12 protein-coding genes, 3 tRNA genes, 3 rRNA genes and 1 pseudogene are annotated in these 19,391 nt (G+C 58.7%); 11 read left to right on the forward strand and 8 right to left on the reverse strand.

Annotation, left to right across the window (positions count from 1 at the left end):
* Positions 1 to 17: 17 nt before the first annotated feature.
* Complete coding sequence (locus tag VCK47_RS11610; RefSeq protein WP_322891257.1) at positions 18 to 494, forward strand: DUF305 domain-containing protein; 477 nt, start codon at positions 18 to 20, stop codon at positions 492 to 494.
* Here VCK47_RS11610 and pyrF read toward each other — a convergent pair.
* A complete protein-coding gene (gene pyrF / locus VCK47_RS11615; RefSeq protein ID WP_322891258.1) occupies positions 491 to 1,186 on the reverse strand; it encodes an orotidine-5'-phosphate decarboxylase in 696 nt (231 codons plus the stop codon). The two genes, VCK47_RS11610 and pyrF, sit on opposite strands and share 4 nt — an antisense overlap.
* Before the next feature lie 151 nt (positions 1,187 to 1,337).
* Between pyrF and clpB the strand changes: the two genes are divergently transcribed.
* Positions 1,338 to 3,950 (forward strand): ATP-dependent chaperone ClpB, encoded by a 2,613-nt coding sequence (gene clpB / locus VCK47_RS11620; RefSeq protein ID WP_322891259.1) that lies wholly within the window; start codon positions 1,338 to 1,340, stop codon positions 3,948 to 3,950.
* Positions 3,951 to 4,014: 64 nt separating this feature from the next.
* On the opposite strand, the gene VCK47_RS11625 is transcribed toward clpB, so the two are convergent.
* Complete coding sequence (locus VCK47_RS11625) at positions 4,015 to 4,491, reverse strand: fasciclin domain-containing protein (RefSeq protein ID WP_322891260.1); 477 nt, start codon at positions 4,489 to 4,491, stop codon at positions 4,015 to 4,017.
* 275 nt (positions 4,492 to 4,766) lie between these two features.
* On the opposite strand from VCK47_RS11625, the gene msrP reads away from it, so the two are divergent.
* From msrP to VCK47_RS11670, 9 genes are all read left to right on the forward strand, one after another.
* A complete protein-coding gene (gene msrP / locus VCK47_RS11630; protein WP_322891261.1) occupies positions 4,767 to 5,669 on the forward strand; it encodes a protein-methionine-sulfoxide reductase catalytic subunit MsrP in 903 nt (300 codons plus the stop codon).
* Between the two features lie 25 nt (positions 5,670 to 5,694).
* Positions 5,695 to 6,312 carry a protein-methionine-sulfoxide reductase heme-binding subunit MsrQ gene (gene msrQ, locus VCK47_RS11635; RefSeq protein ID WP_322891262.1) on the forward strand — a complete coding sequence of 206 codons (618 nt, stop codon included), beginning with the start codon at positions 5,695 to 5,697 and terminating at the stop codon, positions 6,310 to 6,312.
* Between the two features lie 688 nt (positions 6,313 to 7,000).
* Positions 7,001 to 8,463: ribosomal RNA gene (locus VCK47_RS11640) — 16S ribosomal RNA — on the forward strand.
* Between the two features lie 160 nt (positions 8,464 to 8,623).
* Positions 8,624 to 8,700 (forward strand) — tRNA-Ile (locus tag VCK47_RS11645).
* Positions 8,701 to 8,706: 6 nt separating this feature from the next.
* A tRNA-Ala gene (locus VCK47_RS11650) sits at positions 8,707 to 8,782 on the forward strand.
* 421 nt (positions 8,783 to 9,203) lie between these two features.
* Positions 9,204 to 12,037 (forward strand): 23S ribosomal RNA (locus VCK47_RS11655).
* A 118-nt stretch (positions 12,038 to 12,155) separates the two neighbouring features.
* A 5S ribosomal RNA gene (gene rrf, locus VCK47_RS11660) occupies positions 12,156 to 12,270 on the forward strand.
* Together the 16S, 23S and 5S rRNA genes with 3 tRNA genes alongside form the textbook arrangement of a ribosomal RNA operon.
* Before the next feature lie 85 nt (positions 12,271 to 12,355).
* Positions 12,356 to 12,432: transfer RNA gene (locus VCK47_RS11665), tRNA-Met, on the forward strand.
* Between the two features lie 190 nt (positions 12,433 to 12,622).
* The gene (locus VCK47_RS11670; protein ID WP_322892283.1) at positions 12,623 to 12,946 is read left to right on the forward strand and encodes a hypothetical protein; all 324 of its coding nucleotides are present in this window, start codon (positions 12,623 to 12,625) and stop codon (positions 12,944 to 12,946) included.
* 21 nt (positions 12,947 to 12,967) lie between these two features.
* Here the strand turns inward: VCK47_RS11670 and VCK47_RS11675 are convergent.
* The 6 genes and pseudogenes from VCK47_RS11675 to VCK47_RS11700 form a co-directional block, all read right to left on the reverse strand.
* Positions 12,968 to 14,272, reverse strand: a pseudogene (locus VCK47_RS11675) (recombinase family protein); the annotation flags it as partial.
* A gap of 236 nt (positions 14,273 to 14,508) precedes the next feature.
* On the reverse strand, positions 14,509 to 14,847 hold the full coding sequence (locus VCK47_RS11680; RefSeq protein WP_322890678.1) for a hypothetical protein: 339 nt from the start codon (positions 14,845 to 14,847) through the stop codon (positions 14,509 to 14,511).
* Positions 14,848 to 14,852: 5 nt separating this feature from the next.
* Entirely contained in the window at positions 14,853 to 17,057 is a 2,205-nt protein-coding gene (locus tag VCK47_RS11685; RefSeq protein ID WP_322890677.1) for an AAA family ATPase, read from the reverse strand.
* Positions 17,058 to 17,162: 105 nt separating this feature from the next.
* Positions 17,163 to 18,107 (reverse strand): GIY-YIG nuclease family protein, encoded by a 945-nt coding sequence (locus VCK47_RS11690; protein ID WP_322890676.1) that lies wholly within the window; start codon positions 18,105 to 18,107, stop codon positions 17,163 to 17,165.
* Positions 18,108 to 18,250: 143 nt separating this feature from the next.
* Complete coding sequence (locus VCK47_RS11695) at positions 18,251 to 18,808, reverse strand: hypothetical protein (RefSeq protein ID WP_322890675.1); 558 nt, start codon at positions 18,806 to 18,808, stop codon at positions 18,251 to 18,253.
* Positions 18,805 to 19,317 (reverse strand): hypothetical protein, encoded by a 513-nt coding sequence (locus VCK47_RS11700; protein WP_322890674.1) that lies wholly within the window; start codon positions 19,315 to 19,317, stop codon positions 18,805 to 18,807. The genes VCK47_RS11695 and VCK47_RS11700 overlap by 4 nt, the downstream gene beginning before the upstream one ends.
* Between the last annotated feature and the right edge of the window lie 74 nt (positions 19,318 to 19,391).

Here is a 19,391-nt window from a genome sequence, read left to right on the forward strand (position 1 = left end):
ACAGAAAGGAAATCCCGATGTCATATTTTCGCTTTGCCGCCATGATCGCGACCTTCACGGTCGTGATGTATGGCCTCATGTACCTGAACACCTATGCAATAGATCACGTCTATTTCAGCCAGACGCGGGCTTGGATGGCGCTCTATATGGGGGCGGCCATGGCGGTCATCATGCTTGCGTTCATGCTGGGCATGTATGGCAACAAGACCGCCAATATCGCCATTTTCGTGGGCAGCGGTCTGGCTTTTGCGGCCGCCCTGTATCTGCTGCGCAGTCAGGCCACGGTTGATGAGATCGCATGGATGAAGGCGATGATCCCGCATCATTCCATCGCGATCCTGACCAGTGAACGCGCTGATCTGGATGATCCGCGGGTTGTCGCCCTGGCGGAGGAGATCATCGCGGCGCAGCGTCTGGAAATCGCTGAAATGCAGGCGTTGATCGTCGATCTTGAAGGCGGGCCAGCGGCGACACCCGCAATCGACGGGCGCTAGGCGCGGGCTAGTTCCTGAAGGATCGCCATTGCGGCGGCGCGCGGGTCATTCGCCTGCCAGATCGGGCGACCGACGACGACATGATCGGCCCCGTTCGCAATCGCCCGCGCAGGGGTCATCACCCGTTTCTGGTCGCCCAATGCCGCCCCTTCGGGACGCACGCCGGGGGTGACGATCAGCTTGCCTGCGGATTCGGGCAGGGCGCGGATCAATGCGGCCTCTTGCGGGGATGCGATGACGCCATCTGCCCCCGCCAGAAACGCCAGCCCTGCGCGTTCCTGCACCAGATCAGCCACATTGCCCGCCTTGATGCAGGACGCATCCAGATCGGCGCGGTCAAGCGAGGTCAGGATCGTTACGGCGAGGATTTTCATATCCGACCCCGCCGCGCCCTGCCGTGCGGCGCGCACCACATGCGGGTCGCCATGCACGGTCAGGAAATCCAGATCGAAGGTGGCGATGCCGCGCACCGCAGCCTCGACGGTGGCGCCGATGTCGAACAGTTTCATGTCCAGAAAGATGCGTTTGCCCTGTTCCTGCTTCAGCTCGTTGGCCAGCGCCAGACCGCCCCCCGTTAGCATCCCCAGCCCGATCTTGTAGAATGACACCGCATCGCCAAGGGCTGCGGCAAGGTCCAGCCCGGCCACGACATTGGGCACGTCGAGGGCAACGATCAGGCGGTCATCGGGCATAGTGGGTCCTTTCGTGGTTTCCAGCGGTCTAGCCTTTGGGCGGGTCTTGCGCAATCAATCCTGCCCACCCATTTATGGGGTGAGGCCCAATTGGGCATGTGCCGCAAAGCCGGGCATGTCCGTCACCGGGCGCTTTATAAAGGAGAGACCCATGAACTTGGACAAGTTCACCGAGCGGTCGCGCGGTTTCATTCAAGCCGCCCAGACGATCGCAATGCGCGAAAGCCATCAGCGGCTGGCGCCCGAACACCTGCTCAAAGCCTTGCTGGACGACGAGGAAAGCCTTGCCGCCAACCTCATTACCCGTGCCGGTGGCCGCCCTGCCGATGTGCTGGGCGCTGTCAACGCGACCTTGGCCAAAATGCCCAAGGTGACGGGCGATGCCGCGCAGGTTTACCTTGATAACCTGACCGCCAAGGTCGTGGACGAGGCTGAAAACATCGCCAAGAAAGCGGGCGACAGTTTTGTCCCCGTGGAACGGCTGCTGACCGCGCTCGCCTTGGTGAAATCTAAGGCCAAGGATGCGTTGGATGCCGGTGGCGTGACGGCGCAAGCGCTGAACGCTGCGATTAACGACATGCGCAAAGGCCGCACCGCCGACAGCGCCAGCGCCGAGGACAGTTTTGACGCGTTGAAGAAATACGCCCGCGACCTGACCGAAGCCGCCGAGCAAGGCAAGATCGACCCGATCATTGGCCGGGACGAGGAAATCCGCCGCGCGATGCAGGTCCTGTCGCGCCGGACCAAGAACAATCCTGTGCTGATCGGGGAACCCGGTGTCGGGAAAACCGCCATCGCGGAAGGCTTGGCGCTGCGTATCGTCAACCGCGATGTGCCGGAATCCTTGCGCAACAAACGCCTGATGGCGCTGGATATGGGCGCGCTGATCGCCGGTGCGAAATATCGCGGGGAATTCGAGGAGCGGCTGAAAGCTGTCCTGAAAGAAATCGAATCCGCCGCCGGTGAAATCATCCTCTTCATCGACGAGATGCACACGCTGGTCGGCGCGGGTAAGGCCGATGGCGCGATGGATGCCGCCAACCTGATCAAGCCTGCACTGGCGCGGGGCGAATTGCACTGCATCGGTGCTACGACGCTGGATGAATACCGCAAATACGTGGAAAAGGACGCAGCCCTTGCCCGCCGGTTCCAGCCCTTGATGGTGGAAGAACCGACCGTTGTTGACACGATCAGCATCCTGCGCGGGATCAAGGAAAAATACGAACTGCACCACGGTGTGCGGATTTCCGACAGCGCCTTGGTTGCTGCCGCCACGCTGTCGCACCGCTATATCACCGACCGTTTCCTGCCGGATAAGGCCATCGACCTGATGGACGAGGCCGCCAGTCGGCTGCGTATGGAAGTGGACAGCAAGCCCGAAGAGCTCGACGCGCTGGACCGCCAGATCCTGCAATTGCAGATCGAGGCCGAAGCGTTGAAAAAGGAAGACGACAAGGCGTCCAAGGACCGGCTGGAAAAGCTGGAAAAGGAACTCGCCGATGTGCAGGACCGCGCGTCCGAGATGACCGCGAAATGGCAGACCGAGCGTGACAAGCTTGAGGATACCCGCGGCGTCAAGGAACGGCTGGACCGTGCGCGCGCCGATCTGGATATCGCCAAGCGCGAAGGCAATCTCGCGAAAGCGGGCGAGCTGTCTTACGGCGTGATCCCGCAGCTGGAACGGCAACTGGCCGAGGTCGAAGCCAACGACGACCTGATGGTTGAAGAGGCTGTGCGCCCCGAACAGATCGCCGAAGTGGTGGAACGCTGGACCGGGATCCCGATGTCCAAGATGCTTGAAGGCGAGCGTGACAAGCTGTTGCGCATGGAGGACGAGCTGGGCAAGCGCGTGATCGGCCAGAAATCCGCCGTGCGCGCCGTCGCCAATGCCGTGCGCCGCGCGCGTGCGGGGCTGAACGACGAAAAGCGGCCTTTGGGGTCGTTCCTCTTCCTTGGACCAACGGGTGTGGGCAAGACCGAGCTGACCAAGGCCGTCGCCGAATATCTGTTCGACGATGACAGTGCCATGGTGCGGATCGACATGTCCGAATTCATGGAAAAACACGCCGTGTCACGGCTGATCGGCGCGCCTCCGGGCTATGTCGGTTACGACGAAGGCGGCGTGCTGACCGAGGCCGTGCGCCGGCGCCCCTATCAGGTGATCCTGTTCGACGAAGTCGAAAAGGCGCATCCCGATGTGTTCAACGTGCTGTTGCAGGTGCTGGATGACGGCGTGCTGACCGACGGGCAGGGGCGGCATGTCGATTTCAAACAGACGCTGATTATCCTGACGTCGAACCTTGGCGCGCAGGCGCTGAGCCAGTTGCCCGACGGGGTGGATTCGAGTGCCGCCAAGCGTGATGTGATGGACGCCGTGCGCGCCCATTTCCGCCCCGAATTCCTGAACCGGCTGGACGAGACGATCATCTTCGACCGTCTGGCGCGTGAGGATATGACAGGGATCGTCACGATCCAGCTGGGTCTGCTGGCCAAGCGGCTGGCGGGGCGGAACATCACCCTCGATCTGGATGAAGCCGCGCTGCAATGGCTGGCGGATGAAGGCTATGATCCAGTGTTTGGCGCACGTCCGCTGAAACGGGTGATCCAGCGCGCCTTGCAGGACCAGTTGGCCGAGATGATCCTTGGCGGGGACGTCATGGATGGCGCTGTGGTCAAGGTCACGGCAGGGGCGGACGGGCTGATCGTCGGTGACCGTGTCGCCACCAGCAGCCGGATCGCACCGCCGAACCTGCCGCTGCACTAAGCCAAGAACAAAAAAGCCCCGGTCACTGACCGGGGCTTTCCTGTGTCCAAGGAGAAGACAGGTCTTACATCGGCGGCAGGATCACCGCGTCGATGACGTGGATCACGCCGTTCGATGCTTCGATGTCTGCGGTCACGACGTTTGCGTCGTTCACGGTCACGCCGCCTTCGGTGCCGATGGTGATGTCCGCGCCGTTCACGGTTGTTGCGGTCATGCCGTCAGTCAGGTCCGTCGACATCACGGTACCGGCCACAACGTGGTAGGTCAGGATCGCGGCCAGCGCTTCTGGATCGGCCAACAGACCTTCAACAGTGCCTTCTGGCAGGGCTGCGAAAGCTTCGTCAGTTGGTGCGAACACGGTGAACGGGCCTTCGCCCTTCAGCGTATCAACCAGACCTGCGGCTTCGACAGCGGCGACCAGCGTGGTGAATGTGCCCGCTTCGACGGCAGTATCCACGATGTCCTTGGAATGTCCGGCAGCAAAGGCGACAGACGACAAGGCGGTGGTGGTGGCGACTGCGAGGAAAGTTCTACGTAGCATGGTATGTTCCTTTAGTTGGAAATGCCTTTTCGTTGGCATCGTGCTTTTTACGCAGTGCCTTGCGTCTGGATCAGAGGGGAATCCCGCTCATGCCGCTTGACGGAATACCGCGGCGCACTAAGCCGCGACGGTTTGCGATTTCAAATCACTGTCCTGTGAAGAGTCGTGATAAATCCACGCAAAACTGGAACATTTCACGCCTTGGCAGCATCGTGAGAAACCATTTCGGGATTCTGTCGTATATAGAAGTAACCGACCTGAAACGGAGAAAGACAATGGCCTATCGCTGGAAGAACAATCTGACCCAAGCAGACGTCACGCCGAAAGCCGCCTATCTTAACCGCCGCCAGATCCTTGCCGGGACCGCTGGGCTGGGCGCGATCGGCCTTGCCCCGCGCATGGCCGATGCGCAGGCCGGGCTGGAACCCAACACGCTCGAGGAAATCCGCAGCTATAACAACTTCTATGAATTCGGCACCGGCAAGGCTGATCCCGCCGCGAATGCGCACCGCCTTGTGACATCGCCATGGTCGATCAAGGTCGACGGCATGGTCGACCGCCCCGGCGATTACGCGCTGGGCGATCTGCTGGCCGGTCTCACCGTCGAGGACCGCATCTACCGATTCCGCTGCGTCGAGGCGTGGTCGATGGTTATCCCGTGGAACGGCATTGAATTGGCGGACATCCTCAACAAGGTCGGTGTGCAGTCCGGCGCGCGCTATGTCGCCTTTGAAACCGTGGTCCAGCCCGAGAACATGATCGGTGTGCAGCGCCGTGTGCTTGATTTCCCCTATGTCGAAGGTTTGCGGATCGACGAGGCGATGCATCCCCTGACCATCATGGCGACCGGCATCTATGGCGAACCCATCGCCAACCAGAACGGCGCGCCGATCCGGTTGGTTGTGCCGTGGAAATACGGATTCAAGTCGATCAAGTCGATTGTGCGTATTACGCTGACGGATCAGGAACCGCCGATCAGCTGGAACGTGGCCAACCCGCGCGAATACGGGTTCTATAGCAACGTGAACCCGAACGTGGACCACCCCCGCTGGAGCCAGGCAACCGAACGGCGCGTGGGCGGCGGATTGTTTGCCGCGCGGCAGGACACGCTGATGTTCAACGGCTACCCCGAGGTCGCACCTTTGTACGAAGGCATGGACCTGTCGGTGTTCATCTGATGCTGCGGACCGGATAGGACAGCCCATGACAGTCTCGGCAACGATCAACGGCGCTTTGCGCAAGGTCCCCGCTTGGCCGCTCTATATCATGGCGGCTGCCTATACCGCGTGGGAATTCTGGCGCGCGCTGACCCAGCAGGGTCCTTATCTGGTAGAACCTATCAACGTGCTGGAACGCACCTATGGGGAAATCGCGCTGATCCTGCTGGTGGCGGGGCTACTTGTAACACCGCTGCGGCAATGGACCGGCGTGAACCTGATCAAGTTCCGCCGTGCTATCGGGCTTTGCGCCTTCTTCTTCGTGGTCGCGCATTTTCTGGTCTTTGCGGTGCTAGATGTCCAAAGCCTTGGCCGCGTCTGGACCGAAACGGTCAAGCGGCCCTATGTGACAGTGGGGATGCTGGCCTTTGTCCTGTTGATCCCCTTGGCTGTGACTTCGAACAACCTGTCGATCCGCAAGATGGGCGCGGGGGCATGGCGGCAGCTGCACAAGCTGTCCTATGTCGCCGTGATCCTTGGCGCATTGCACTATCTGTGGCTGTCGCGCGGGTTCCAGATCGAGCCGCTGGTCTATCTGGCGCTCAGTATCGGGCTGGTGGCGTTGCGCTATAAGCATGTCGTCTGGCGCAAACAGGCAGCGTAGGGCCGATTCACCCCGATTCAGGTGCCTGATCCGCGCGACTCGTCTGTGAATCGGCGCATGGTTGTCGGGTTAGGATGGGGCCTCTTGTGGGTAAGTCTGAGGATAACCCAAAATCTGGTATGTTCCGTTTTCATTCCGCCTAACAATATTGCAAACGGCCCTAGGGTCCGCGAACGGAAGTTACCCTAACCCCCTCAAAACACGTTAAAATTCGGGTCTGTCACAAAAAATGCATCTTTCCTGAAAAAACCCCTTGCGGCCTGATCGCACTAACCGTAGAACCCCCCTCACCGGCGGCGCAGAGATGCACTGGCGGGGCGCTAGACGGGTTGGACGGGTCGGGAACGGTCTGGAAGGTTCGGAGGCGGTAAGAAGAAATTCTGAGGTTGAAGGGCGGGCGCGCCGGTAGTTTAGGGCGCACTTGTTTCTTTTTGTCTCTACGCTGTTTGAAATTGATATATCTGAAGAGATATGTGGGCGGTTTGGTTCAGTTCGATGGATCAGACGTCTGTATATCAACGCTCTTAGGGTTTCGGCCCGATGATAGAGTGTCAGCTTCACTGTTTGGCGGCTTCTGGTAACTTTGGTTACTGAAGCACACAAACAGAGAAACGCCATATGGTTTCAGTAAGGCCATATGGTGATGTGCAGAGGTTCGAACGTCAAGGATAGCGCAGCGATGTGCTTTCAACTTGAGAGTTTGATCCTGGCTCAGAACGAACGCTGGCGGCAGGCCTAACACATGCAAGTCGAGCGAGACCTTCGGGTCTAGCGGCGGACGGGTTAGTAACGCGTGGGAATATACCCTTCACTACGGAATAGCCTCGGGAAACTGGGAGTAATACCGTATACGCCCTTCGGGGGAAAGATTTATCGGTGAAGGATTAGCCCGCGTCTGATTAGATAGTTGGTGGGGTAATGGCCTACCAAGTCTACGATCAGTAGCTGGTTTGAGAGGATGATCAGCAACACTGGGACTGAGACACGGCCCAGACTCCTACGGGAGGCAGCAGTGGGGAATCTTAGACAATGGGCGCAAGCCTGATCTAGCCATGCCGCGTGAGTGACGAAGGCCTTAGGGTCGTAAAGCTCTTTCGCCAGAGATGATAATGACAGTATCTGGTAAAGAAACCCCGGCTAACTCCGTGCCAGCAGCCGCGGTAATACGGAGGGGGTTAGCGTTGTTCGGAATTACTGGGCGTAAAGCGCACGTAGGCGGATTGGAAAGTATGGGGTGAAATCCCAGGGCTCAACCCTGGAACTGCCTTGTAAACTCCCAGTCTAGAGTTCGAGAGAGGTGAGTGGAATTCCAAGTGTAGAGGTGAAATTCGTAGATATTTGGAGGAACACCAGTGGCGAAGGCGGCTCACTGGCTCGATACTGACGCTGAGGTGCGAAAGTGTGGGGAGCAAACAGGATTAGATACCCTGGTAGTCCACACCGTAAACGATGAATGCCAGACGTCAGGGGGCTTGCCCTTTGGTGTCACACCTAACGGATTAAGCATTCCGCCTGGGGAGTACGGTCGCAAGATTAAAACTCAAAGGAATTGACGGGGGCCCGCACAAGCGGTGGAGCATGTGGTTTAATTCGAAGCAACGCGCAGAACCTTACCAACCCTTGACATCCTCTGACCGCCTGGGAGACCAGGTTTTCTCGTAAGAGACAGAGTGACAGGTGCTGCGTGGCTGTCGTCAGCTCGTGTCGTGAGATGTTCGGTTAAGTCCGGCAACGAGCGCAACCCACATCTTTAGTTGCCAGCATTCAGTTGGGCACTCTAGAGAAACTGCCCGTGATAAGCGGGAGGAAGGTGTGGATGACGTCAAGTCCTCATGGCCCTTACGGGTTGGGCTACACACGTGCTACAATGGCATCTACAATGGGTTAATCTCCAAAAGATGTCTCAGTTCGGATTGGGGTCTGCAACTCGACCCCATGAAGTCGGAATCGCTAGTAATCGCGTAACAGCATGACGCGGTGAATACGTTCCCGGGCCTTGTACACACCGCCCGTCACACCATGGGAGTTGGGTTTACCCGAAGGCCGTGCGCCAACCAGCAATGGGGGCAGCGGACCACGGTGAGCTCAGCGACTGGGGTGAAGTCGTAACAAGGTAGCCGTAGGGGAACCTGCGGCTGGATCACCTCCTTTCTAAGGATGTTTCTAGCAGATTGAGTTCGCTCAAGATCGTGAAACACTTAGCAGCCGGCAAACAAAGCCGGCATAACAGGCACTGCTTTTCCTTGCAGTGACCTGGAGCCAGGCCGTCCTCATATCTCTTCAGTTTTTGCCAGACCTACCGGTCTGTCTTGGGTCGGTAGCTCAGGTGGTTAGAGCGCACGCCTGATAAGCGTGAGGTCGGAGGTTCAAGTCCTCCTCGACCCACCAAATTTTGGGGCGTTAGCTCAGCTGGGAGAGCACCTGCTTTGCAAGCAGGGGGTCATCGGTTCGATCCCGATACGCTCCACCACTTCTTTTGCGCAGCAAAAGAAGCGCGGGTGGCAGTGATTTGCGCAGCAAATCATGAGAACCCGCTGGGTTCTATCTGGCACATACAGTTTGACCGTAAAGCAGCCCTGGCTGTTTTGCCGTCCAACTGGACGACTTGGCCTTCGGGTCATTTGACATCGTATAGAGAGATACAACATCAGAATAGAGGCGCCCCGCGTGAGGGGATTGCCAGATGGATGGAGGTTCCGCATGGAACCGTCGAGATCCTGAAAATCTATTTTGTTCCAAGTCAAGTACACTAACCGGAACAGCAGTAATGCTGTTCGAACGATGCCAGTTGCTGAACCAGCGGCTGGCGTTGCAATGTATGCATTTTGATTAAGGGCCCTTTTGATACAAAAGGGAGGGCCCACAGAAGAAGCCTTGCTTTTTCTGGATCAAATCAAGCGCGAAAAGGGCGTTTGGTGGATGCCTTGGCAGTAAGAGGCGATGAAAGACGTGATACTCTGCGATAAGCCATGGGGAGCTGAGAATAAGCTTTGATCCATGGATTTCTGAATGGGGCAACCCACCTGATACTTTGTTATTATTATCCTTCGGGGTGATTAATAATGAGGTAAACCAGGTATTTGTAGACTGAATACATAGGTTTACAAAAGCAAACCCGGGGAACTGAAACATCTAAGTACCCGGAGGAAAGGAAATCAACAGATACTCCCCTAGTAGCGGCGAGCGAACGGGGACCAGCCGAGCCATGAATGTGATTAGAATGTGTTGGAAAGCACAACCAGAGTGGGTGACAGTCCCGTATAAGAAGCATGATTGGACGTATTAAGTAGGGCGGAACACGTGAAATTCTGTCTGAACATCGGAGGACCACCTTCGAAGGCTAAGTACTCCTTACTGACCGATAGCGAACCAGTACCGTGAGGGAAAGGTGAAAAGCACCCCGACGAGGGGAGTGAAACAGTACCTGAAACCGAACGCCTACAATCAGTTGGAGGGTCCTTGAGACCTGACAGCGTACCTTTTGTATAATGGGTCATCGACTTAGTGTATCTAGCAAGCTTAAGCCGTTAGGTGTAGGCGCAGCGAAAGCGAGTCTGAATAGGGCGATTGAGTTAGATGCATTAGACCCGAAACCGAGTGATCTAGGCATGTCCAGGATGAAGGTTAGGTAACACTAACTGGAGGTCCGAACCCACACCTGTTGAAAAAGGTCGGGATGAGGTGTGCCTAGGGGTGAAAGGCCAATCAAACTCGGAGATAGCTGGTTCTCTGCGAAATCTATTTAGGTAGAGCGTCGGACGAATACCCTCGGGGGTAGAGCACTGGATGGGTAATGGGGACTCACCGTCTTACTGATCCTAACCAAACTCCGAATACCGAGGAGTAATATCCGGCAGACACACAGCGGGTGCTAACGTCCGTTGTGAAGAGGGAAACAACCCTAACCTACGACTAAGGCCCCTAATTCATGGCTAAGTGGGAAAGCAAGTGGGACGACCAAAACAACCAGGAGGTTGGCTTAGAAGCAGCCATCCTTTAAAGATAGCGTAACAGCTCACTGGTCTAAATAAGTTGTCCTGCGGCGAAGATGTAACGGGGCTCAAGCCATGAGCCGAAGTCTGGGATGCAATTTATTGCATGGTAGCAGAGCGTAGTGTGACATAGTTCCAAGCGTCTTTAATGCCCTTCGGGGGATATTGGACGCAGGGAGCTTTCTGTGAAGCCGGCCTGTGAGGGATCCGGTGGAGAGATCACTAGTGAGAATGATGACATGAGTAGCGACAAAGGGAGTGAGAGACTCCCTCGCCGAAAGTCCAAGGGTTCCTGCTTAAAGCTAATCTGAGCAGGGTAAGCCGACCCCTAAGGCGAGGCCGAAAGGCGTAGTCGATGGGAACCAGGTTAATATTCCTGGGCCAGGAGGATGTGACGGATCTCGAAGATTGTTTCCCCTTATCGGATTGGGGAGGCCGTTTAGAGGTTCCTGGAAATAGCCCTCCGCTAGATCGTACCCTAAACCGACACAGGTGGACTGGTAGAGAATACCAAGGCGCTTGAGAGAACCACATTTAAGGAACTCGGCAAAATACCTCCGTAAGTTCGCGAGAAGGAGGCCCGTTCAGAAGGCAACTTTTGGGCGGGGGCACAAACCAGGGGGTGGCGACTGTTTACTAAAAACACAGGGCTCTGCGAAGTCGTAAGACGACGTATAGGGTCTGACGCCTGCCCGGTGCCTGAAGGTTAAAAGGAGGAGTGCAAGCTCCGAATTGAAGCCCAGGTAAACGGCGGCCGTAACTATAACGGTCCTAAGGTAGCGAAATTCCTTGTCGGGTAAGTTCCGACCTGCACGAATGGCGTAACGACTTCCCCGCTGTCTCAAATGTGGACTCAGCGAAATTGAATTTCCTGTCAAGATGCAGGATACCCGCGGTTAGACGGAAAGACCCCATGCACCTTTACTATAGCTTCGCATTGGCATCAGGCACGATATGTGCAGGATAGGTGGTAGGCTTTGAAGCAGGGACGCCAGTCTCTGTGGAGCCTCCCTTGAGATACCACCCTTATCTTGCTTGATGTCTAACCGCGGCCCGTTATCCGGGTCCGGGACCCTGCGTGGTGGGTAGTTTGACTGGGGCGGTCGCCTCCCAAATTGTAACGGAGGCGCGCGAAGGTTGGCTCAGAGCGGTCGGAAATCGCTCGTTGAGTGCAATGGCAGAAGCCAGCCTGACTGCGAGACTGACAAGTCGAGCAGAGTCGAAAGACGGCCATAGTGATCCGGTGGTCCCGAGTGGAAGGGCCATCGCTCAACGGATAAAAGGTACGCTGGGGATAACAGGCTGATGGTGCCCAAGAGTCCATATCGACGGCACCGTTTGGCACCTCGATGTCGGCTCATCTCATCCTGGGGCTGGAGCAGGTCCCAAGGGTACGGCTGTTCGCCGTTTAAAGAGGTACGTGAGCTGGGTTTAGAACGTCGTGAGACAGTTCGGTCCCTATCTTCCGTGGGTGTAGGATACTTGAGAAGAGTTGCCCCTAGTACGAGAGGACCGGGGTGAACGATCCACTGGTGGACCTGTTGTCGTGCCAACGGCAGTGCAGGGTAGCTATGATCGGACAGGATAACCGCTGAAGGCATCTAAGCGGGAAGCCCCCTTCAAAACAAGGTATCCCTGAGGGCCGAGGTAGACCACCTCGTCGATAGGCCAGAGATGTAAGCGCAGCAATGCGTTCAGTTGACTGGTACTAATTGCCCGATAGGCTTGATTTGATCCAGTAATAGTAAGACTGGCGAAAAATCAGGATACATACACAAACTACAGTCGTATGCGACTTGGAACATAACGGTGTGCCCCTCAAAAGGCGCACCGCTGGCGTTGTTTTTTTGGTTTGGTGGTCATAGCGCGAGCAAAACACCCGATCCCATCCCGAACTCGGCAGTTAAGTGCCGCAGCGCTGATGGTACTGCGTCTTAAGACGTGGGAGAGTAAGTCACTGCCAAACCTAATAAACAACGCCATGCTTGCAACACAGCAAGCGTATCTCTCTTACGATGCACCTAACAACAATTAGGTGCGCCAAACACTGGCGCGGGATGGAGCAGCCCGGTAGCTCGTCAGGCTCATAACCTGAAGGTCGTAGGTTCAAATCCTACTCCCGCAACCATCGTAACCGACCCGACCCGTGCAAATCGCGCGGGTTTTGTCGTTTCCGCATTCCCCAATGCCAGGATGCCCGCCACTTCCCCGACAAGTTCGATATAATGACCATCCAGCGCGTCCACGTCGGGCACCATCCGGATCTCTGAAACAAGCCCCCGCAACGCCTCTGTCGCCTCCATCTTAAGCGTGGGGTCTTGCAGCGCAGACGCCAGGTTGCGGATCTTGGTCCGGTAGAGGTTCGACAGGCTGGGGTGCAGCCGCAGTGCAGGCGGTTCGGGGCTCTCGTCGATGATCATCGCCAGCTTAAGCTTCTCGCTTTCCAGCTCCGTCATCCGCTCCTTCATGCTGGGCTGATACATGCCATCCTCCATTGCCGTCATGATGCTGCTGATCTTCTTGTCGATTTGGGCAAGCTCGCGGCGTGCCTTTTGCCGGACGGCATCGGCGCCGGCTGCCTCGGCGTTGAAGGCGCGGCGGTATTCTTCAACGAAGGTGGCGATGAGGTCAGGGTGCAATAGGCTGTCACGCAGGCCGGACAGCACACGGTCCTCAAGCGCTTCGCGGGTGATCGTCACGCGGTTCGTGCAGATGGCGTCACCCTGGTTGCGCGGTGCCGAGCAGCCATACCGGGTCTTGTTGATCATGATATAGCTTGATCCGCAGCAGCCACACTTCACCACCCCAGAAAACAGGTAGCTCGGCCGCCGCGCGTTCTCGGGACGTCGGTGTCCCGCCTGCACACCGCCGGGGTTCATGTCGTCGCGGATGGCCGTCTGGCGTGCTTTGACCCGGTCCCACAAGGCATCGTCGATGATCCGAAGGTCGGGCACATCTGTGACGATCCATGTCTCCGGCGGGTTCAGGCGCGCCTGGCGCTTCTGGGTGTCCGGATCCTTGATAAAGGCCTGCCGGTTCCAGACCAATTTGCCGATGTATAGCTCGTTGTTCAGAATACCCGTGCCGCGTTTCCAGTTGCCGGAGATCGTCGAGGCGCCCCAGCGCCCTGCTCCTTTTTTGCTGTCGGTGGGAATGCCTTCGGCATTGAGGCTGGCAGCGATAGCGCGGGATGAGTGACCGGCTGCGTAGGCTCGGAAGATCCGTTCCACAATCGCATCGCGGTCGACGTCGATCTCGCGTTCACCGGTCACGACGGACCCGTCCGCGTGAAACGCCCGTCTGACGCGGTAGCCGTAGCTGATCCCGCCTCCGGATTTTCCCTTGAGGACGCGGCCTTCGAGACCGCGGTGGACCTTGGCTGCCAGATCCTTGAGAAACATCGCGGAGATCACGCCGTTGAAACCGATATGCATCTCGCTGACGGCACCCTGCGAGATGGTGACGATCTGGATTCCGCGATACTGCATCTGTTTGAAGAAACCGGAGATATGTTCCTGATCGCGGCTGATCCGGTCCAGGCTTTCTGCCACAACGACATCGAAGAGACCGAGGCGGGCATCCACCATCAGCCGCTGATACCCCGGCCGGTCCAGCGACGCCCCTGAAATCCCCGCATCGGCGTAATCCTGCGCCACCGCCCATCCACGATCATTAATCAGGCGGTGGCAGATCCGCTGCTGATCCTCGATAGAGGCCGCAGATTGCATATCTGTAGAATACCGGGCGTATGTGGCGACACGGAGTGGTTTGCTGATCATGGTCTTAGTCCTCTGATGGTGTCGCGGCGCGTTGCGCAGCAATGTCGGCCCGAGCCGCTTGCTGCGCGAGCAGTCGCACGATCTCGACAAGGCTGGGATGTGGGGCGGATGGCGATGGCGCGTTGCAGTCGGGGCAGGCCACGTCCGCAGGCAGGGTGGCCGCGTGCGGCTCCCCTTTCTTGCGGACATGGCTTCTCCGGTCCCGCGCCATAGGCCGAGGTCTCCTGGCCAATCCGGCGTAGGGCGGGACGGGCGATATTGGTCTGATCTGTGCCGGGAAAATCCACGGCGGTGCTGCAGTCAATATAAGCCATTGGGGGTCCTATCATGGAGCGAAAAAACGACGGACGAAATTTATCATGGGGATAAGAAACTGTTTTACATATATTATTACGCATCATCTGTCAGAGACCTGTAAAGCTGGGCTACGCGCTTGAAGCTGCAAACAAAAAAGACCCTAAAAGACGTGATTTTGACCACAGACCAAAAACAAGAATAATCACTAAAATATTTACCCGGCTCTTCTCTGCAGAAAAAACCAAAAAACCGCTCCCATCCTCGTCCAAGAAAAAACCAAGATACTGAAAAATCCAAAGCAAAGATGAAAGTGGAAAAAGAGCGCTTACTTGGGGGAGATGCATGGGCTTTCGATGATCCTGTCCAAAGCAGTGACGCCTTGAGAGCGAACATCGCCAAAAAGCATCACTGAACATGATGTCCCTGCCGATGATCTGCTGAACACGCATTGGATTGGGACGGGCCATGATGATCACGGCACTGACGGATACCGGGCATCATCCTTAGGATTGTGGTGGCTGTCGGTGCAGGCTTTGCTGTCCGTTGTTCCACCGGGCACTCCGATCCCCTCCACAATCTCTGCGATCTGTTCGGCGTTCAGGCTGCGCTCTGCCATCAGCGCCGTTGCCAAGGCCTCCAGCGTGCTGCGGTGCTTGCTGAGAATCTGCACCGCGCGGCTCTCGGCCTGATCCAGACGCTTGCGGACACGGCCGCGCAGGTTGGTGTTCTGCAGCACGATGACGGCGGGGGCGTCGACCCAGACGGGTCCGTCGGGACCGAGGCCGTAGGCGGTCTCGATCTTGAGGGCCTTGTCGGTGGCGCCCGCAAGGTCGGAGTGTGCGGGGCCACCGGCACCTGCGGAGATTGCGCCGAGGGCCAGCCGTTCGGCGGCGCGGCCGGCAAGGTCGTAGCAGATATCGTCTTCAAGGTCTGACAGCAGGCATTCATTGTTCGCGCGCTGACGGTGGGTCTCGCCGCCATACGGGGTGATGGCCAGCCGGGTGATCTGGCCGAGGTTCAGGGCAGCGGCGACGGTGGCATGGCCTGCCTCGTGGAGGGCCACGCGCCAAAGGATCCGCGGATCGGTGTCTGTGCTCAGCGACAGGTGGACGCGGATGCTGGCTGTGGTGATCGGCGCGCCGGTGTGGCGTGCGTCAGAGCGTGCCGCACGAATGGCCGCGTCGATCGCGGCAGGGCTGTGGCCCACGGCGGCGCGGGACAGGCTAGCGAGCTCAGCCTCCGGGATCTCGTCCTCCAGCAACCGCCTCATCAGACCGAGGATCTGGCGAGCATCCGGCATCGGGACTGCGGCCTTGATGTCGAACCGGCCGGCACGCATTACGGCGGGGTCGATCCGGTCGATGTGATTGCAGGCACCCACGACAACCACGCCTTCCTCCAGCGCAATGGCGTTCATCTCGCCCAGAAAGCCGTTGATGACCTGCGTGCGGTAACTGCTGTTGTGCCGATCACCGCTCTCGCGGGATCCGACAGCATCGATCTCGTCGATGAACAGGATGGCAGGCGCAAGCCTGCGCGCCTCGGCGAAGGTCGTGCGCATCTCCCGCAGCATGTCGCCGAGATGACCTGCGGCCTGCCATTCGGCAAAGCTGCCCGTGACGCAGGCGATGCCAGCGCTATTGCCCATCGCGCGTGCAAGGTAGGTTTTGCCCGTGCCGGGCGGGCCATAAAACAGGATCGAGCGGGACAGGTCCGACCAGGCAACCTTACCCTGTTTCCAGAGCGAGAGGTCCGCGATCAGGCGGCGGGCGGCCAGCACGGCCGGGCTGTCAGCGGTCATATCGTCAAGGGTCGGCCCTTGGGTCTCATCAGCCTTGGTCATCGCAGCAAGGCGCTGGACCACCCCGTCCAGATCCGGCGCGCGCAGGGCGGCGCAGGCCTGTGCGGTGCCGAGGCCTGCCAGCAGCCCGCCTTCGGGCAGTGCCGCGCGAAAGGCTGCTTCATCCCCGAGCGCGTCGCCCAACGCGCCGGCCCGCAGATGGGCGATGATCAGATCAGCCGTGATTGCGGGGAGCCGGTAAACGGGCAGACCAGCGTGACGCAGATGCTGTGGCATGGCGAGGCCGGCAGGGACGATCACCAGAACGGGCGCATACCCATCCATCGTCTCATCGACAGCGTTCCAGAACTTCTGGGCATGATATTTGGTCACGACGCCCTCGGTGGTGTTGGGGCTTTGCAAGGACCACGATTGCCGGGGAAAGCAGAACTTCAAAACATCGGTGACCAGATCCATGTCACCGCTATCGACATCCATCAGCATCGCCACGGACCGCCAGTCCTGCGCCGCGGCGAGGGTTGCTTCAGTGCCAAAGGTGGCCGCTAGCCGGATCGCGGTCAGCAGTTGCCGGGACGGGACGGGGGCGGCCTCGAAGATGTCGGTCTCGGTGTCTGCATAATCGCCGTGGAATAGAGCGAAGGTGTCGGCGAGGCTGGGGTCTTCGGCGATATCCGCGTCAAAGGCGCCTTTCTTGTAGGCCGCCTTGATCTTGCTGGACTGGCCAGCGTGATGCAGCCGCAGGCGGGTGATCAGGTCGTGGGCCAGCGGCAGCCATGTGGGTGGGGCGGCTGATGTGCTGGAGACAGAAGTGTTAGAGTTAGATGTGGCAGAGACAATGTCTGCGTTTACGACGGTGTGCTTGTTTGGCTGGGTCATGACACAGCTCCTTCGGATGAGACTTCATTTGAACGGCGTGGGCGGCGATGCCCCCGCGCTGTGGCGCAGGGGCGGTCCGTGAGGCAAAATCATCTGCGGTGCGGATCAGGCGGCGGCCAGTGCCGCTTCGAGATCATCGAGCATGCGCAGCACGACCGGGGTCAGCGCACCATCGTAGATCTCGGTCTTCACGCGGATCTGGTCGCGCCAGGTGGAGGGGTCGAGCCTGGCATCCGGATGATCGGCCTTGATGCGGGCATGCATTGCCTTCTCGGCGCAGAGCGCTTTGTGGCCGGTCTCCATCGGCACGACCTTCAGGATCGCGCAGGGCATCGTCGCATCGCGCTTCAACTGATAATGCAACCGGCTCTCAGGATCGCGAGAGAAGCCGAGCTTGACCACCTCGCGCCCCGAGGCCAGCGTGAATGACATCGCGTAGATGAAGCTGGAACCGGCGGGCCAGTCTTCACCGCATCCGCCGCACCCAAACCGACCCGACTGCATATTGGCACGCGCGATGCGCTGTTCGTGATCGCAGGCATCGTGGCGGTAGATACGGTAGTTCGCATCACCCTCCGGATCGGCGGACATCAATGTCCAGCCGCGGTCGGTAGCCTCTTCAGCCTCTGTTGCGGCATGACAGGTCTCGCAGCGAAACCCGGTCACACCGGCGGCGATACGCTTGATCATCTCGGACTGACGGCGGACGGTATGGCCGCAGGCAGACAGGTAAAACCCGTAATGCCGGTTGTTCGGATCCCGGTGCAGGAAGGTCAGCCCGGCCGCGGTGGCATCCGCCTTCCATGCGGTCTCGATGCAGGCAGCACAGAGAGGCTGGGCCGACATCAGCGTGAAGAGCCGCACCTTCTGCACCGCGCCGCAAGCATGGCACTTGAGCGCGAGGTGCAGCCGGTCAGCGATACGGGCGACGATATCGAAGCCTTTTGCCTGCGCCGCCGCAAGCCATTTGGGCAGGATGGCACCCGGAAAGATGGGATGCGCTGTGTTGTTGATGGTGAGCGTATTGGGGAAATTGGTCATCGTGTTCATGGGAAAAGTCCTTCGTTGGGAGAGAGAATGGAAATCCAGAGCGCACTGACCCACCCCGGTGGCAACACCGGGTGCAAAAGGGACAGGTGGTCTGGGACGTGGGGATGAGCAGGCGGCATCACTCGCCGCCAAAGCGCAGGCCGCTAGAAGGCGAAAACCTGAATGTCGCCAGAGGTGTCGGCGTCGGCTTCGTCATCCACAGGGATCACGCATTCTGCGCTGAAATCGAACAACGGCAGCTGCACCAGCGCATCGACAAGATGACGGGCCTGGATCAGCATGCCGTTGCAATGCTGGGCCACATAACTGAAACCCGACACCTGATACCGCAAGAAGAACACAAGCAGCATCTGCCGGTGCGTCCGCCGCGCCTGTGACGGATCATCATCGTTCAGCATCGCGTCGATCAGCAAGGTCATCCGGCGCAGGGGTGCATCCTCAAGTCGCTCGATTGGCAACCGATGCAGCTGCATCAGGCGCTGGTCCAGCGCCGTGCCGGCATGCTCGGCCTCCCGGTGCCATGCCGCATAAGCCGGGTCATAGCTTGCGCTGATGTCGGCCATGTCACGTTCCGCAATGATGAAGCGCGAGAGAACCGGCAACATGGCGGCGAAGGCCAGCGACAATGATGTGTCCAGCACCGGCAAGGCAGGCGGCACCTGCGCGGCGCCATGGGTCATGTGAGAAGCTGCAATGTTCATGCTGCACCTCCGGTCCGCGCGGACAAACCCGCCGCATGACCCTGCACCGCGGCACGCCCGAAAGCCGTCAGAAAACCGACCTCCACGCCCGACCGCGCCCGCGGCAGCCGCATCATGTCAAACACCGCCCAGGACAGGATCTCCGGCGCATTCGCCGCAACCATGTAATCCAGCGCCGCCACCGCATATCCGGTCCCCACCGCACAATCCGCGATAAAATCGCCGGACGGGTGAACGGTCCAGAAGCTGCGCGGCGGCGCACCCGCAGCACGCTCCGACGCAGAGGTGCTGCGCACGAAAGGCAGGTTGAGGACAGGGTGATCGTCGTTATCGTCAGGGTCATTCGGGACCGCATTGATCAGGGGAAGACCGTGATCCGGAAATCCTTCCGACAAAGCGGCGTGCGGCAGCGCAACCGTCGCACCCGAAAACGAAAGCCCGGCAAGCATGTCGCGGCGCGTAAGCTCTTTATGCCGATCAGGCATGGTGATAGGTGTAGCAATAGCCATGATGCGATCTCCTCAAAACTGGTCGCGTTGTAGTTAGAGCGTGAGACGAGGGGCCCTAATCCCTTGTCTCAGCT

It is taken from the genome of Yoonia sp. 72, assembly GCF_034652275.1.
Taxonomy (GTDB): domain Bacteria; phylum Pseudomonadota; class Alphaproteobacteria; order Rhodobacterales; family Rhodobacteraceae; genus Yoonia.